The sequence below is a fragment of the Mycobacterium sp. THU-M104 genome (assembly GCF_049197365.1).
Classification (GTDB): Bacteria; Actinomycetota; Actinomycetes; order Mycobacteriales; family Mycobacteriaceae; genus Mycobacterium.
Map to the genome: position 1 here is coordinate 19512 of NZ_JBMIOP010000277.1, position 16311 is coordinate 35822.

Consider the following 16311-nt stretch of genomic DNA (forward strand, 5'->3'; position numbering starts at 1 on the left):
CCGAGGCCAACCCACGCAGCCCACAGATGCACGCATGGTAACCGGGTTCGGTGCTGGCGGGCGGCGGGACGACAGATGTCGGACCGCCGCCCGCTTCGCGTCGCCGAACGGTTAACCCCGGACGGTTCACCCCGGCCGCGTTCCCGGCCGCAATCGGCCACCAACCGGCTATCGGCCCGGGAGAGCGTCGGCGATCGCCACCGCGTCCTGCGCGCCGGCTTGCAGTGCCCGGCAACACATCAGCAGCCACGCCCGCACCCCCTCGGAGGAGCCCTCGGCGAATCCCTCAGCTGCGTCACGGTATTCGGCGGGCCTGCGCATCCAGTCGACCTCGGGCACCCCCAGCCCGTGCGGGTCCAGCCCGTCGGCGATCGTCACCAGCCGCGACACCGACCGGGCCACTACGCCGTCCGCGCTGCCGAAAGGCTTGAGCGCCAACAATTCTCCGTGCGCTACCGCGGCGACCACCGGTGCCGGCACCCGGGTGCCACCGGCGACCAGGCCCGCCAGCAGCTCGAGCCGCGGCCCGACCTGCGGGCCGGCCCGCGGGCGGCCCAGCCGCTCCTCGGTCACCTGGTCGGCGGCCGCCAGCACGTGCAGGCGCGCGAGCGCCTGCAGCGGCGCCCGCCGCCAGACCCCGACCACCGGCCCCTCGCCGCCCTCCAGGGCCTGCGCCACCCGCAGCGCACCGGCCAACACCGGATCGCTGACCTGGGTGATCTCGCCCGGATCGTCGACCTGCCCGGGTCCACCGTCGAGCACCGACGAGGCGCGCGCCGCCCGCAGCGCGGCTTCGGCGGCGGTGACCGGCCAGCCCCGCAGGTTGGCCCGGTGCCGGTGCGCCCGGCTCAGCGCGTCGCGGGCATGGTCGCTGGCCTCGGCCACACCGGGCAGCCCCATCAGCGGGGCCAGCGGGTCATCGGTCACGGGTTCTCAACCTATCTGCGGGGGCTAGGGCGCGCGGGATGGCCTCCAGCAACTGCCGGGTGTATTCGTGGCGGGGCCGACCGAACAGCTCGTCGGTGGGCGCGCATTCCACCGCCCGGCCGGCCCGCATCACCAGCACCTCGTCGGCGATCTGGCGGATCACCGCCAGATCGTGGCTGATGAACAAGTAGGCCAGCCCGAGGTCGGCCTGCAGATCGGCCAGCAGATCCAGGATCTGCGCCTGCACCAGGACGTCGAGCGCCGAGACCGCCTCGTCGCAGACCAGCACGTCGGGCCGAAGGGCCAGGGCCCGGGCGATCGCGACCCGCTGGCGTTGACCACCCGACAGCTCGCGGGGCAGCCGGCCCAGCACCGACGACGGCAGCGCCACCTGGTCGAGGAGGTCACGCACCGCCCGCGTCCGCGCGGCGCGGTCGCCGATCCGGTGGATCCGCAAGGGTTCCTCGATGGCGCGCAGCACCGTGTACCTGGGATCCAGGCTGCTGTAAGGGTTTTGGAACACCGGCTGCACCCGTCGGCGAAACGCGAGCTCGGCGTCCCGGTCCAGGGCGCCGTCGATCCGGGTGCCGTCGAACTCCACCGTGCCCGCGGTCGGTTCCAGCAGCCCGAGCACCATGCGCGCCAGGGTCGACTTGCCGGATCCCGATTCTCCGGCGATCGCGAGGGTGCCCGCCCGGCGCAACCGGAACGAGACGGCGTCCACGGCCCGGAACTCGGCGCGCCGCCACGGCGCCCCCCGCGACTCGCGGTAGACCTTCGTCAGCCCGGAGACGACGAGGATGTCACCTCCTGTATCGACGCCCGTCCTGCGGCGCGGGCTGCGGACCGTCAGCGACGGTGCCGCGGCCACCAGCCGCCGGGTGTACTCGTGCTGCGGATTTTGCAGGATCACCGCTGCGGCACCGGATTCCACGACGGCGCCGCGGTGCACGACGACCACCGACTCGGCACGTTCGGCGGCCAGCGCCAAATCGTGGGTGATCAGCAGCACAGCGGTGCCGCGCTGCTCGGTGAGCCGCTGCAGGTGGTCGAGTACCTGCCGCTGGACGGTGACGTCCAGCGCGGACGTCGGCTCGTCGGCGATCAGCAGCCGCGGGTCCCCGGCCAGCGCGATCGCGATCAGCGCCCGCTGACACATGCCACCCGAGAGCTGGTGTGGGTAGCTGCCTGCCTGTTGCTCCGGGTCCGGCATCCCCGCCTCGCCGAGCAACTCCACTGCGCGCCGTCGTGCCGCTCGGCTTCCGGCGTTGGCCCGCACCGCTTCCCGGATCTGGAATCCGACGCTCCAGACGGGGTTGAGGTTGGTCATCGGGTCCTGGGGCACGTAGCCGATCGAGCGTCCCCGGATCGACCGAAGCAGCCGGCGATCGGCCCCGCGACCGGCTGAAGCGATGTCCTGCCCGCCGAACACGATGCGCCCGGCCGTGATTCGCCCGCCGGGCGGCAGCAGCCCGAGGATGGCGGCCGCCGTGGTGGACTTCCCCGAGCCCGACTCACCCACGATGGCGACGGTCTGCCCGGGCAGCACGCTCAGGTCCAGCCCGCGCACCACCGGCCGGTCACCGAAACTGACCTGCAGGCCTTCTACCGACAGCAGCGGCGGCGACGCGGCGCTCACGGCTGCCACGCCCGTGATGCCGGGTCCAGCGCGTCGCGCAACGCGTCGCCCATCATCATGAAGGCCAGCACCGTGATCGCCAGCGCACCGGCCGGATAGAACAAGATGGGCGAGCCCGACCGCAGGCGGGTCTGCGCGACGCTGATGTCGCCGCCCCAGGACACCACCGACGCCGGAAGCCCGACTCCGAGGTAGGACAACGTGGCCTCGGTGACGATGAACAGGCCCAGGGCGATGGTGGCCACCGCGACCACCGGGCCCAGGGCATTGGGCAGGGCGTGTCGCAGCAGTATCTGAACGTTGTTCATGCCCAATGCCTTGGCCGCAATGACATAGTCGGCGGCCCGGACTTCCAGCACCGCGCCGCGGGCGATCCGGGCGATCTGCGGCCAGCCGAACAGGGCCAGGATCGCGATCACCGTCCACACCGTGCGCTGGCGCAGAACACCCATCAGCACGATGGCGGCCAACAGCAGTGGCAGGCCGAAGAACACGTCGGTGACCCGTGAGACCACCGCGTCCACCCAGCCACCGTAGAACCCGGCCACCGCGCCCAGTGCGCCGCCGACGACGAACACCGCCAGGCTGGCCCCGAGCCCGACGGCGACCGAGGCTCGCGCCCCGTAGACGGTGCGCGCGTAAATATCGTGGCCCTGCAGGTCGGTACCGAACCAGTGAGCCGCCGACGGGGGCAGCAGGCTCTGGGCGGGGTCGGCATACGCGGGGTCTGCCGAGGTGAACAAACCGGGGAACGCGGCGACGCCGAGGATCACCAGGATCAGGGCGGCCGCGAGCACGAACGTGGGACGCCGCCGCAGCCCGCCCCAGGTGGCGCGCCAGAATCCGCCCTCACCCATACCGGATCCGCGGGTCCAGGGCGGCGTAGAGCAGATCCACGGCCAGGTTGGTGGCCAGGTAGATCAGCACCAGCACCGTGACGATCGACACCACCGTCGGCGCCTCCTGCCGGGTGACCGCCTGATACAGCACACCACCGACACCGTGGATGTTGAAGATCCCCTCGGTCACCATCGCCCCACCCATCAGCGCCCCCAGGTCGGCGCCCAGGAACGTCACCACCGGGATCAACGAGTTACGCAGGATGTGCACCGCCACGACGCGGGGCCGGGACAGGCCCTTGGCGGTGGCGGTGCGCACGTAGTCGGTGTGGGCGTTGGCCGCCACGGCCGAACGGGTCAACCGCAGCACATACGCGAACGACACCGAACCCAGGACGATCCCGGGCAGCAGCAGGCGAGCGAACGTCGACCGTTCGCCCACCGTGACCGGTGCGATGCCCAGCCAGATGCCGAACACGAACTGGGCCAGGAACCCCAGCACGAAGATCGGGATCGCGATCAGGATCAGCCCACCCAGCAGCGCCGTGGCATCGAGCATGCTGCCCTGGCGCAGGCCGGCTGCCACCCCGAATCCCACACCCAGTATCGCCTCGACGAAAAGCGCGATGAACGCCAGCCGAACGGTGACCGGAAACGCATGCGCCAGAACGTCGCTCACCGGCAGGCCGGAGTAGGAGCGGCCCAGGTCGCCGCGCAGCACGCCCCCCAGGTAGCGCAGGTACTGCAGCAGGAACGGGTCGTCGAGGTGATAGCGGGCCCGCAGCTGCGCGGCCACCTCCGGTGTCAGCGGGCGGTCCCCGGCGATCGCGGCCACCGGGTCACCGGGAAGCAGGAAAACCATGCCGTAGATGAGCAGCGTGGCCCCGAGGAAGACGGGCACCATGGCGGCGATCCGGCGTGCGACGTACCAGCCCATCTCGTCACGCCTTGACGATGCGCTCGTAGTCGGGCAGGCCGTTCCAGGTGACCGCGACTCCGCTCACCTGCGACGACCACCCCACCACGCCGATGTAGTCCCACAGCGGGACGACGGGCATGTCGTGCAACAGGATTCGCTGCGCATCGTTGGCCAGCGCGTCGGCCTGCCGCAGCTCGGGTGCGGCTTCGGCGGCCGTCAGCGCCGCGTCGAACTTGGCGCTGGAGTAGCCGACATCGTTGGATCCCGCCCCGGTGACGAACAGCGGGGCGAGGAACTCGATCAGCGACGGGTAATCGCCCTGCCATCCGGCACGGAAGGCGCTGCCGATGGTGCGGTTGGTGATCTGGGTGCGGAACCCGGCGAATGTCGGCTGCGGCGCCCCGAGTGAGTCGATGCCCAGCACGTTCTTGATGCTGTTGGCCACGGCGTCCACCCACTCCCGATGGCCGGCGTCGGCGTTGTAGGCGATCTCGTAGCGGCCGCTCCACGCCGATATCTCGTCGGCCTGGGCCCAGAGTGTGCGCGCCCGGTCGGGGTTGAAGTCCAGCACGTCGTTGCCGGGCAGGTTCGGATCGAACCCCGGCAGCGAACGGGCGGTGAAATCACTTGCCGGGCTTCGGGTTCCGGCGAAGATCTGCCGGCAGATCTGCGGCCGGTTGATGGCGGCCGACAACGCCAGGCGCCGCAACCGGCCCTCCTCACCGCCGAAATGCGGCAACCGCAGCGGTGTGTCGAGGGTCTGGTTGGTCGCCGCCGGGCCGGCGGCGACGCGGTCACCCAGGTCGCGTGTGTAGATCGGCAGCGCACTGGGCGGCATCGTGTCCAGGACGTCGAGGTTGCCGGACAGCAGATCGGCATAAGCGGTGTCGAGGTTGGAGTAGAACTCGAACCGCAGCCCCTTGTTGTGGGGCTTGCGGTTGCCGTGGTAGCCGGGGTTGGGCCGCAGGTCGATTCGGACGTTGTGCTCCCAGGCCGGGCCGGCCGGGCCGTCGGCAAGTTGGTAGGGCCCGTCGCCGACGGGGTGGCGGCCGAAAGCGGCCATGTCGCGGAATGCCGCGGCCGGTAGCGGATAGAAGGAGCTGTGGCCCAGCCGCAGTTCGAAGTCGATGGTCGGCGCCTTCAACCGCACGGTGAACTGCAGATCGTCGACCACGTGCAGCCCGGACATCGTCATCGGCCCCGGCGTCGTGCCGGCCGCCCGGCCCGCGACGTCGTCGAACCCCTCGATCGGGCTGAAAAAGCTCTGTTGCAGTTGAGCGTTGGCACCCAACGCCCCGTAGTTCCATGCGTCGACGAAGGAGTGGGCGGTCACCGGGGAGCCGTCGGTGAACGTCCAGCCCGGTTTCAGGGTGATCCGGTAGTCGAGGTTGTCGGTGGTGTCGATGGAGCGGGCCACCTCCTTGGCCGGCATCCCGTGGGCGTCGTAGGACAGCAGCCCGGCGAAGATCCGGTCGATGATCCTGCCGCCGTTGCTGTCGTTGGTGCCGGTCGGGACGAGCGGGTTCGGCGGTTCCCCGCCGTTGACCACCACCAGGTCGGGGCTCAGGATCCCGCCGCCGCATCCGGCCAGAAAGCCGGCCGAGGGCACGAGCGCCAGCATTGCGGCGGCGAACAGCACCAGCCGTTCCCGCATCCGACGCATGACACCCGACCTTAAGCGAAGACCGGCGGCGCCGGCCACGCAACCGGCGACGGCGACACATTGCAGCACCGATTCCCATCCACCGCGGCAGACCCTGGACCCGGCAATGACGTGCGCGGCCGTATCATCGCTAGGTCAGGCTCACCAGACGGTTGATGCACCGATCCGCGGCGAATCGCGAGCCCGGCAAACGGCCGTACCTCGACCTAGGAGTATGCCAGTGACCGCCACCGGTACCGAGGGCCCCGAGTCGTATCCGCCGCCACCGCAGTTCGCCGAGCAGGCCAACGGGCTTGCTCAGATGTACCGCGACGCACAGGACGACCGGCTGGGTTTCTGGGCGGCGCAGGCCAATCGGCTGTCCTGGGCGGCGCCGTTCACCGAGGTGCTGGACTGGTCGCAGGCCCCGTTCGCCCGATGGTTCGCCGACGGCAAGCTCAACGTCGCCTACAACTGCGTGGACCGCCACGTGGAGGCAGGTCACGGCGATCGGGTCGCCATCCACTGGGAGGGCGAACCCGGAGACAGCCGCAGCCTGACGTATTCCGATCTGTACGCGCAGGTGTGCCGGGCGGCCAACGCGCTCACCCGCCTTGGCCTGGTCGCCGGCGACCGGGTCGCGATCTATCTGCCGTTGATCCCCGAAGCCGTCATCGCGATGCTGGCCTGCGCCCGGCTGGGTCTGATGCACAGCGTGGTCTTCGCCGGGTTCACCGCAAAGGCGTTGCGGGCCAGGATCGCCGACGCCCAGGCCAAGCTGCTGATCACCAGTGACGGGCAGTTCCGCCGCGGCAAACCAGCGCCACTCAAGGACGCGGCCGACGACGCGGTCGCCGACGGCCCGGACGGCCGCAGCCCGGTGCAGCACGTTCTGGTGGTGCGCCGCACCGGGATTGACGTGTCCTGGCGCGACGGCCGTGACCTGTGGTGGCACGACGTCGTCGATTCCGCAGCCTGCGAACACATCCCCGAGCCCTTCGACGCCGAGCAACCGTTGTTCCTGCTCTACACCTCGGGCACCACCGGTCAGCCCAAGGGGATCGTGCACACCACCGGCGGCTACCTCACGCAGGCGTCGTACACCCATCACTACGTCTTCGACATCAAACCCGGGACCGACGTGTTCTGGTGCACCGCCGACATCGGCTGGGTCACGGGACACACCTACGGGGTCTATGGCCCGTTGTCCAACGGGGCCACCGAGGTGCTCTACGAGGGAACCCCGGACACGCCGACTCGGCACCGGCACTTCGAGATCATCGAAAAGTACGGCGTCACAATCTATTACACCGCGCCCACCCTGATCCGCACGTTCATGAAATGGGGACGCGAAATTCCCGACGCGCACGACCTGTCCAGCCTGCGGCTGCTCGGGTCGGTCGGCGAGCCGATCAATCCCGAGGCGTGGCGCTGGTACCGCACAGTGCTCGGCGCGGACAGCCTCCCGATCGTGGACACGTGGTGGCAGACCGAAACGGGTGCGGTGATGATCTCGCCACTGCCCGGGGTCGCGGCGACCAAGCCGGGTTCGGCAATGACGCCGTTGCCGGGCATCTCGGCCAAGATCGTCGACGATCACGGGGAGCAACTGCCGCCCGGCGCCGGCCGCGGCGAGCACGCCACCGGCTACCTGGTCCTGGATCAGCCGTGGCCGTCGATGCTGCGCGGTATCTGGGGGGACCCGCAACGCTACGCCGAGACCTACTGGTCCCGCTTCGCCGAGCACGGTTGGTACTTCGCCGGCGACAGCGCCTGGTACGACGCCGACGGCGACATCTGGGTGGTGGGCCGCATCGACGACGTGATGAACGTGTCCGGGCACCGGCTGTCGACCGCCGAGGTCGAGTCGGCGCTGGTCGGCCACACCGCGGTCGCGGAGGCGGCCGTCGTCGGGATGGCCGACGAGACCACTGGGCAGGCCATCTGCGCGTTCGTCGTCCTGTGCGCCGACGTGACGGTGCACGACGGGATCGTCGACGAGTTGCGCATCGAGGTGGCCCGGGAGATCTCCCCCATCGCCCGGCCGCGGGAGGTCCATGTGGTGCCGGAGTTGCCCAAGACCCGCAGCGGCAAGATCATGCGCAGACTGCTGCGCGATGTCGCCGAAAACCGTGAACTGGGCGACACCTCGACACTGCTGGATCCCGCGGTGTTCGAGGCGATCCGGACCGACCGGTAGCTCAGGCCGGCGAGATCGGCGCGAACCCGGCGCCGGCCCGGTGTTTGGCGTTGATGTCGGCCATGATCGCGCTGAACGACTGCACCACCGCCGGGGTGTGCAGCGGGACGTACTTGATGACGCAGGTCGGCAGGATGTCGGTGAAGGCTCCGTGGATCATCCCGACCAGCATGTTGGCGACGGTCACCGGCGCACCGGAGTCACCGGGCCGGCCGCAGACCTGCATGACGATGGTGCCGGGATCCTGGCCGGGGCCCCAGGTGACGCCGCAGGAATTCCCGGTCGTGCGGCCCTGCTTGCATGCGATCTGGCCGAAGGCCGGATCCGCGCCGATGCCGTCGATCTGGAAGCCGTTGAAGTCGGCCACCGGTGTCACCTTGGCGGGATCGAACTTGATCACCGCGTAGTCGAGGGTGTCGTTGCCGGCGACCATGGTGCCCAGGGTGCCTCTGTTTTCGGCGCCCTCGGCGGCGACCTTGGCGCCCGGACCGCCGCAGTGCGCGGAGGTGAACCCGATCAGCTCGCCCGCGGCGTCGTTGCCGATCGTCGTCAAGGTGCACATCGCGTCGCCGTTGATGACGATGCCCGCACCGCCTCCCATAGGCACCCTGTCGTCGGCGGCAGCTGGGCCGGCCGGCGAACCGGCGACCACGAGCACGGCCACCATCGCCGCCAGGAAGCAACGGTGCACCGTCTGCAAAGCAACACTCCTATCGATCGGTCCCCAAATTTCGAGGCGCTCGGCCAGTCTAGTCGGACGGGCCACCGGAGCTGCGGGGTCGGCATACCCGACGAACAGGTTCCTAATTGCGTTCCTCCACAAAGAGGTTCGGTACCGAATTCGATGTCCCCACGGCGGGTCGTCGCTGTACAGGCCGTCGTGCGATACCATTTCTCATCGAAGAATGCCGAAATCCGAAGAAGATGGAAATCGAAGTAGGCGGTCGCACGAGAATGAACGAAGGCGGAAAGCCCGGCAAGCCGATGCACCCGGCATTACAGAAGTTGCTGCAGCACAGGCCCACAGAGTTCTCTCAGATTGACCGCGGTGCGAGCGGGAATTTATTAAACATGAGTTCATCGCGCATCATGAAATTGCTGTCCGCAACCGCCGTCGCGGCCTGCGTTCAGCTCGGCGCGCCCGTGCCGCCGGCGGCCGCCGCGCCGTGCCCCGCCACGCAGGTGGTGTTCGCCCGGGGCACCGGTGAGCCGCCCGGGATCGGCCCCGTCGGCGAGTCATTCGTCAACCAGCTGCGTTCCCGCGTGGGCGCGCAGTCGCTGGGGGTGTACGCGGTCAACTACCCCGCAACCGATCAGTGGGACACCGGAATCGACGGAGTCCGGGACGCGGGTGCGCACGTGGTCTCGATGACCAAGAACTGCCCCACGACCAAGATGGTGCTGAGCGGGTACTCGCAGGGCGCGGCGGTGATGGGCTTCGTGACCTCGCCTGTGGTGCCCGACGGCGTCGATCCCGCGACCGTACCCAAGCCGCTTGGGCCCGACGTCGCCGAGCACGTCTCCTCGGTCGTCCTGTTCGGGTTGCCGAACGAGAGGGCCATGAGCTTCCTGGGCGAGCCGCCGGTGACCATCGGCCCGCTGTACGAGCCCAAGACGATCGAGTTGTGCGCCGACAACGACCCCGTGTGCTCCGATGGGCTCGACTTCGCCATGCACAACGTGTCCGCGTACGAGGACGGCATGGTCACCAGGGGAGCCGACTACGCCGCGAGCCACCTCTGATCGACTGCTCGGTCCGCAGCCGTCGCGGCTGCGCCGCGCTTCTCGGCTGACCTCGTCCGGCGGCGCGACGCATGGCAACATAATCCGCGATAATCCGCGACGACGCACGCCGGGCACTCGAAGCTGCCGGGGATTGAGGAAAGAGGACCGTCTGTGAGCAGAGCCAATCGCAAGAACGGTGTGCCCAGCACGCTGACCGCGATTCCGTTGACCGATCCGCACGCCCGGCCGGCCGAGCCCTCGATCGGTGACCTGATCAAAGACGCCACCACTCAGGTGTCCACGCTGCTGCGCGCCGAGGTCGAACTGGCCCGCGCCGAGATCACCCGCGACGTCAAGAAGGGCCTCACCGGCAGCGTGTTCTTCATCGCCGCCCTGGTGGTGCTGTTCTACTCCACGTTTTTCTTCTTCTTCTTCCTCGCCGAACTGCTCGACACCTGGCTGTGGCACTGGGTGGCGTACCTGATCGTGTTCGCGATCATGGTGGTGGTCGGGGCGTTGCTCGCGCTGCTGGGCTTTGTGAAAGTGCGCCGGATTCGTGGACCGCGCACGACGATCGAATCGGTCCGCGAGACACGCACGGCCCTGACCTCCGGTCGCGACAAGGGGGGCGCCGAGCCGCGCGGCAAGCACGAGACGCCGGGCAGCAGCACCCCCGCCGACACTTCGGGCTGGTAGGTGGCGGCTCCCGATCCGTCGATGACCCGCATCGACGGGCCGTGGCGGCATCTGGACGTGCACGCCAACGGCATCCGGTTCCATGTCGTCGAAGCGCTGGCGGCCGGGCCGGACCCGGGGAACCCGGCCACGGCACCACCGCTGGTGATGCTGCTGCACGGTTTCGGATCGTTCTGGTGGTCGTGGCGTCACCAACTGCGCGGGCTGACCGGTGCGCGCGTGGTGGCGGTCGACCTGCGCGGCTACGGGGGCAGCGACAAGCCCCCGCGCGGCTACGACGGCTGGACGCTCGCGGGTGACACCGCAGGACTGATTCGCGCGCTCGGGCACTCCTCGGCGACCCTGATCGGCCACGCCGACGGCGGGCTGGCGTGCTGGACCACCGCGCTGCTGCATTCGCGCCTGGTGCGCGCCGTCGCGCTGATCAGCTCGCCACATCCGGCCGCGTTGCGCCGCTCGGCCCTGAACCGGCGGGACCAGGGTTACGCGCTGCTGCCCATGCTGCTGCGCTATCAACTGCCGCTCTGGCCGGAGCGCCTGCTGACCCGGGACGACGCGGCCGAGATCGAGCGCCTCGTCATCAGCCGCAGCAGCGCGAAATGGGTTGCCTCCGAAGACTTTTCCCAAAGCATCCGCTACCTGCGCACGGCGATCCAGATCCCGGCGGCCGCGCACTGCGCCCTGGAATACCAACGCTGGGCGGTGCGCAGCCAGCTGCGCAGCGAAGGCCGGCGATTCATGGCCTCGATGTCGCAACAGCTGGGTGTGCCGCTGCTACACCTGCGCGGCGATGACGACCCCTACGTTCTGGCCGACCCGGTCGACCGGACACAGCGCTACGCCCCGCACGGGCGCTACGTATCGGTCGCCGACGCGGGGCATTTCAGCCACGAAGAGCTGCCCGCGGAAATCAACCGGCACCTGATGCGGTTCCTCGACCAGGTGCACGGAGTCAACTGACACAGGCCCCGGTGTTCACCGCCTGGGTGTCACCGATCCGGGACAGCTGCCCGGCCACCTCGTCGGCCGTCAGCACGAACCCGGTATCCGGGTCGTCGACGGCGGCGCCGAACACCACGCCGAGCACATGGCCGTCGAGGTCGATCAGCGGCCCACCCGAATTACCCTGCTCCACATTGGCTCTGATGGTGTAGACGTCACGGGTGACCGGTGTGGGATCCCGGTAGATGTCGGGGCCGGAGAGCTTGATGATCTCGCGGATCCGGGCCGGGGTCGCGGTGAAGTTGCCGCCACCGGGATACCCCAGGATCACGACGTTGGCGCCGGTCTTGGCCTGGGTCTGGGCGAAGGCCAGCGGCGCCGGCGGCAGGTGCGGGACGGCGAGGATGGCGATGTCGACCGCGGGGTTGTAGGCCACCACGGTCGCGTCCAGCGGGTTGCCGCTGGCGTACACCTGGACGCTGTTGGACCCGGCCACCACGTGCGCGTTGGTCATCACCCGGTCGGGTGCTACGACGAATCCGCTGCCCTCGAGGACCTTTTGGCAGCTGGGCGCCAGGCTGCGCACCTTGACGACGCTCGGCGCGTCGGCCGTCACCGCCGGGTTGGTGGCCAGGGCCGGATCCGGGGACGCGACCGGGATGACCGGCGTGGAGCTGAACGGCTCGAGCACCGCCGGCAGCCCCGAGGTGTTCAGCAGCGCCGACAGCCGCTTGGGCACCGTCTTCAGCCAGGGCGGGGCGACGTCGTTGACCTGCGCGAGCACCCGCGAGCCCCGCACCGCGGCGGCCAGCTCCGGCTGGTCTTTCGACTGGGTCAGCGGTGTGGCCAGCAGCCAGGCCGCGGTCAGCACGACGACGAGCTGGACGCCCACCCCGATGACGGAGTCGACGGTCCGGATGACACGGCTGTGGATGGCTCCCCGCACCGCCCGGCCCAGCACCACACCGGCCACCTCGCCGACGACCACGAGCGCCAGGATCAGGAACAGTGCCGTGAACAGCTTGGCACGGGGGGCGGCGATGTGACTGACGATGTGCGGCGCCAGCAGCACGCCGGCGATCGCGCCGAGCAGCACGCCGGCGAACGACAGGACAGAACCCAGGGCGCCCGAACGCCATCCCGAGATCGCCGCGATGAAGGCCACCGCCAGCACGGCGACGTCCAGCCACTGCGACGGTGTCATCGAGTTCACGTTCATCGGGGCGACCCACCCCGGTCGCCGACCAGCGACATCGCCTCGTCCAACTCGCGTAAGTCGGTGGTGTCCCAGGACCGGGCCCACCCGGCGACGTCGAGCAGCGCGGAGATCACCTGGCCAGTGAAGCCCCAGACCAGCATCTCGTTGAGCAGAAACGCCGGTCCGGCCCAACGGCGGCCGAGGTCGCCGCGGTAGACCATCAGCCGGTTGGCCGGGTTGATGAACGCGCGCACCGGAACGCGGGCCACGACCGCGGTCTCGGCAGGATCGACGACGGCCACCGGCCCGGGATCTGGCGAATAGGCCAGCACCGGGACCACGTGGAACTGCGACGGTGCGATGAAGGCCCGCTCCAGCGTGGCCAGCGGATACAGCCTGGCCAGGTCGATCCCCGTCTCCTCACGCGCTTCGCGTAGGGCGGTGGCCACGGGACCGTCGTCGGTGGGGTCACAGACGCCGCCGGGGAACGCCGCCTGGCCGGCGTGGTGGCGCAGCGTCGCGGCCCGGACGGTGACCAGCAGGTCGGCCTCATCGGGAACGCCGTCGCCGGCGGGCCCGGACTCAGGGCCCGAGAACAGCACCAGCACGGCGGCGTCGCGCCTCGCGCTGCCCGGCCCCCCACCCCCGGCCGCCCCGGAGGTCAGCATCGCCAGCACGTCGGGCGGGAGCCGGCGCCGATAAGCGTCGGGAATCTGGCCGCGGTTGTCGAGCAGGGGCCGCAACCAGCGCGGACAGAGTTCGGACGGCATGGGATCCGACCCCTGCGTGCGGGCGGTACCCCGTGCACTCACCGCCACCTCCACTGGCTCGCCTGGACGCCCGTCCGTCTCGAGCTGCCGCCTCATTCCGCCTGGTCTCCGACCGCAGCCGCGATGTCGTCGGCGCTGGCGAAAGCGCGGGGCAGCGTCTGGGCAACGCTACCGTCCGGTCGCAGCACCACCGTCGCGGGCATCACGTTAACCAACCGCAGGGCCGCCGCCACCCGGCGCCGGCCGTCCTGCAGGGTCGGCAGCCGAACCCCCAGCTCGGCCAGCCGCAGCAAGGCGGCCGCCTCGTTCTCGTCCTGGTGCACGGTCACCACCGTCACGGCCGGGCCGGCCCGGCGCTGGTACTCGGCCATCGCGGGCAGCTCGGCTGTGCACGCGGCGCACCAGTACGCCCAGAAGTTCAGCACCACCCGCCGCCCGGCCAGCGCGGCGCCGACGTCGACGACGGCCCCGTCGGCGGCGCATTCCACCGTGACCCCGCGCAGCGCCGCGGAGCCGGGTCCGCCGGCCGGAGCGGGGCAGGGCCGTAGATTCGCCCGCCGCCGCGGGCCCGCCAGCGCGGCCGGCGTGTCGGCGTCGCGGTGCTCGCGCTCGGCGCCGACACGGGTCGCCGCGGGCCCCGGGGTGTCGTCGCGCAGCTGGGCTACCAGCGCGGCCGCCAGTGCCACCACCACCGCCACGATCGCGATGGTCCAGCGCGTGCTGCGGGCCAAGGTCGTGCTTACAGCCCGGCCAGGGCCAGCAGGTGCTCGGCTTCGGGGCCCCGCACCAGCGGCGCGGCGAGCAGCGGTTCGGTGGGACCGAGCCCGAAGGACGGGCAGTCCTTGGCGAGCACGCAGACCCCGCAGGCCGGTTTCCGGGCGTGGCAGACACGGCGACCGTGGAAGATCACGCGGTGGCTCAACATCGTCCACTCGGCGCGCTCGATCAGCGCGCCGACCGCATGCTCGATCTTGACCGGGTCCTGTTCGGCAGTCCAGCGCCACCTGCCCACCAGCCGGATGACGTGGGTGTCGACGGTGATGCCCGGAACACCGAAGGCGTTGCCAAGGATGACGTTGGCTGTTTTGCGCCCCACTCCGGGCAGCGTCACCAACTCGGCCAGCGTGGCCGGCACCTCGCCGTCGAACCGCTCGACCAGAGCCTGCCCGAGGCCGATCAGGGAGGTCGCCTTACTACGGAAGAACCCGGTGGGACGGATGAGGCCCTCGAGGTCGGTGCGGTCGGCCTGCGCATAGTCCAGCGCCGAGGAGTAGCGCGCGAACAGCGCCGGCGTCGTCAGGTTGACCCGTTTGTCGGTGCTCTGCGCCGAGAGGATGGTCGCCACCGTCAGCTCCAGCGGCGTGGCGAAGTCCAGCTCGCAATGCGCATCAGGAAAGGCCTGCGCCAGCGTGCGATTCATCCGGCGTGCCCGTCGCACCAAACCGGTCCGAGTTTCTTGCGCCCAGCGCCGCTCGGCCGCGGTCGGCCGGGTGCGCCGGGACGCGTCTGCCGCACTCACCTTCGACAGAGTACTGATTTCGTGATCTCGCCGAGATCCCGTGGTGATGGATGGCCATGTTTACTCTTCGTGTGTCGTGGTTGCTGGTGGCCTGTGTTCCCGGGCTGCTGATGCTGACGGCCTTCGGCCTCGGACGGCTTGAACGCGACCTACCCCTCCGGCCCCTCCGGCCGCCCGCGGCCGGAGGGGCCGACCAGTCCGCGGAGCCCGCCGAGGCCATCGACATGCACACCCTGGCCCGCGAGGGCATGCCCGAGGCGCTGGAATACCTGCACAGGCGCCGGGAGCAGCGGGAACTGCAAGCCCCGCCGGCCGGGGCGCGCGGCGGACCGCGTCACGCCGCGCCGACACCGGCCACCGACTTCTCCGGCGTGGGCGAGTCCGTGTTCCCGACATCGCGACACACCGAACCACACGGCAATCCGCGGGTCGGGACCCCACGAGATGTCAATCGTGTGTAGCGTTGTCACGTTGGGCGCTGCGGCCTACCTCTAGACTCAAGATGCGAGCATGCGGTTAGCCTGACTACATCACATCGTCGGAAAGCTGAAGAGGGCAACGTGGACGAGATCCTGGCAAGAGCAGGAATCTTCCAAGGGGTCGAGCCCGGCGCGGTCGACGCGTTGACAAAGCAACTGCAACCCGTCGACTTCCCCCGCGGACACACGGTCTTCGCCGAAGGCGAACCCGGAGACCGGCTGTACATCATCATCTCCGGCAAGGTCAAGATCGGCCGCCGCTCACCGGACGGCCGGGAGAACCTGCTGACCATCATGGGCCCGTCGGACATGTTCGGCGAATTGTCGATCTTCGACCCCGGGCCGAGGACGTCGAGCGCGACCACGATCACCGAGGTTCGGTCGGTCTCGATGGACCGCGAAGCACTGCGGGCCTGGATCGCCGACCGGCCCGAGATCGCCGGGCAGCTGCTGCGCGTGTTGGCCCGGCGTCTGCGCCGGACCAACAACAACCTGGCCGACCTCATCTTCACCGACGTGCCCGGACGGGTGGCCAAGCAGCTGCTGCAGCTGGCCCAGCGTTTCGGCACGCAGGAGGGCGGCGCCATGCGGGTCACCCATGACCTGACCCAGGAGGAGATCGCCCAGCTGGTGGGCGCGTCCCGAGAGACGGTGAACAAGGCGCTGGCCGATTTCGCCCACCGCGGCTGGATCCGCCTGGAGGGCAAGAGCGTGCTCATCTCTGATTCCGAGCGGCTGGCCCGCCGCGCCCGCTAGGTGCGCGGGGCGCGAGGCCGTAATTCTGCAGCCCTCTACTCGCATTTCTCCTGCGGATCT

The 16311-nt window shown here is 69.9% G+C and carries 16 protein-coding genes; 6 read left to right on the forward strand and 10 right to left on the reverse strand.

Annotation, left to right across the window (positions count from 1 at the left end; translation table 11 throughout):
- Positions 1-168: 168 nt before the first annotated feature.
- The 5 genes from ACOJVU_RS19845 to ACOJVU_RS19865 are packed head-to-tail and all read right to left on the reverse strand — an operon-like array spanning position 169 to position 5987.
- Positions 169-927 carry an oxidoreductase gene (locus ACOJVU_RS19845; protein ID WP_421531341.1) on the reverse strand — a complete coding sequence of 253 codons (759 nt, stop codon included), beginning with the start codon at positions 925-927 and terminating at the stop codon, positions 169-171.
- Positions 917-2566 carry a dipeptide ABC transporter ATP-binding protein gene (locus ACOJVU_RS19850; protein WP_421531369.1) on the reverse strand — a complete coding sequence of 550 codons (1650 nt, stop codon included), beginning with the start codon at positions 2564-2566 and terminating at the stop codon, positions 917-919. Before ACOJVU_RS19850 ends, ACOJVU_RS19845 begins: the two co-directional genes overlap by 11 nt.
- Entirely contained in the window at positions 2563-3423 is an 861-nt protein-coding gene (locus tag ACOJVU_RS19855; RefSeq protein ID WP_421531342.1) for an ABC transporter permease, read from the reverse strand. Before ACOJVU_RS19855 ends, ACOJVU_RS19850 begins: the two co-directional genes overlap by 4 nt.
- Entirely contained in the window at positions 3416-4342 is a 927-nt protein-coding gene (locus tag ACOJVU_RS19860) for an ABC transporter permease (RefSeq protein ID WP_421531343.1), read from the reverse strand. The genes ACOJVU_RS19855 and ACOJVU_RS19860 overlap by 8 nt, the downstream gene beginning before the upstream one ends.
- 4 nt (positions 4343-4346) lie before the next feature.
- Positions 4347-5987: a peptide ABC transporter substrate-binding protein gene (locus tag ACOJVU_RS19865; RefSeq protein ID WP_421531344.1), complete on the reverse strand. Its 1641-nt coding sequence runs from the start codon at positions 5985-5987 to the stop codon at positions 4347-4349.
- Between the two features lie 214 nt (positions 5988-6201).
- Here ACOJVU_RS19865 and acs point away from each other — a divergent pair, with 214 nt between their 5' ends.
- Entirely contained in the window at positions 6202-8166 is a 1965-nt protein-coding gene (gene acs, locus ACOJVU_RS19870) for an acetate--CoA ligase (RefSeq protein WP_421531345.1), read from the forward strand.
- A 1-nt stretch (position 8167) separates the two neighbouring features.
- Here acs and ACOJVU_RS19875 read toward each other — a convergent pair whose 3' ends face one another.
- Positions 8168-8866 (reverse strand): serine protease, encoded by a 699-nt coding sequence (locus ACOJVU_RS19875; protein WP_421531346.1) that lies wholly within the window; start codon positions 8864-8866, stop codon positions 8168-8170.
- A 389-nt stretch (positions 8867-9255) separates the two neighbouring features.
- Here ACOJVU_RS19875 and ACOJVU_RS19880 point away from each other — a divergent pair, with 389 nt between their 5' ends.
- The 3 genes from ACOJVU_RS19880 (at position 9256) to ACOJVU_RS19890 (ending at position 11547) form a co-directional block, all read left to right on the forward strand.
- The gene (locus ACOJVU_RS19880) at positions 9256-9909 is read left to right on the forward strand and encodes a cutinase family protein (protein WP_421531370.1); all 654 of its coding nucleotides are present in this window, start codon (positions 9256-9258) and stop codon (positions 9907-9909) included.
- 153 nt (positions 9910-10062) lie between these two features.
- The gene (locus tag ACOJVU_RS19885) at positions 10063-10587 is read left to right on the forward strand and encodes a phage holin family protein (RefSeq protein ID WP_421531347.1); all 525 of its coding nucleotides are present in this window, start codon (positions 10063-10065) and stop codon (positions 10585-10587) included.
- Positions 10588-11547: an alpha/beta fold hydrolase gene (locus ACOJVU_RS19890; RefSeq protein WP_421531348.1), complete on the forward strand. Its 960-nt coding sequence runs from the start codon at positions 10588-10590 to the stop codon at positions 11545-11547.
- Here ACOJVU_RS19890 and marP read toward each other — a convergent pair.
- Genes marP through nth form a run of 4 tightly spaced genes read right to left on the reverse strand, consistent with a single transcriptional unit; the run spans position 11540 to position 14917 of the window.
- Positions 11540-12733 carry an acid resistance serine protease MarP gene (gene marP, locus ACOJVU_RS19895; protein ID WP_421531349.1) on the reverse strand — a complete coding sequence of 398 codons (1194 nt, stop codon included), beginning with the start codon at positions 12731-12733 and terminating at the stop codon, positions 11540-11542. The genes ACOJVU_RS19890 and marP overlap by 8 nt on opposite strands.
- A gap of 11 nt (positions 12734-12744) precedes the next feature.
- Positions 12745-13539 (reverse strand): NUDIX hydrolase, encoded by a 795-nt coding sequence (locus ACOJVU_RS19900; protein ID WP_421531350.1) that lies wholly within the window; start codon positions 13537-13539, stop codon positions 12745-12747.
- Between the two features lie 50 nt (positions 13540-13589).
- Positions 13590-14228: a TlpA family protein disulfide reductase gene (locus tag ACOJVU_RS19905; RefSeq protein WP_421531351.1), complete on the reverse strand. Its 639-nt coding sequence runs from the start codon at positions 14226-14228 to the stop codon at positions 13590-13592.
- Between the two features lie 8 nt (positions 14229-14236).
- Complete coding sequence (nth, locus tag ACOJVU_RS19910; RefSeq protein WP_421531371.1) at positions 14237-14917, reverse strand: endonuclease III; 681 nt, start codon at positions 14915-14917, stop codon at positions 14237-14239.
- A gap of 155 nt (positions 14918-15072) precedes the next feature.
- Between nth and ACOJVU_RS19915 the strand changes: the two genes are divergently transcribed.
- Together ACOJVU_RS19915 and crp are read left to right on the forward strand one after the other, a co-directional pair.
- On the forward strand, positions 15073-15477 hold the full coding sequence (locus tag ACOJVU_RS19915; protein ID WP_421531352.1) for a hypothetical protein: 405 nt from the start codon (positions 15073-15075) through the stop codon (positions 15475-15477).
- Between the two features lie 99 nt (positions 15478-15576).
- Entirely contained in the window at positions 15577-16251 is a 675-nt protein-coding gene (crp, locus tag ACOJVU_RS19920) for a cAMP-activated global transcriptional regulator CRP (protein ID WP_421531353.1), read from the forward strand.
- Positions 16252-16311: the final 60 nt, after the last annotated feature.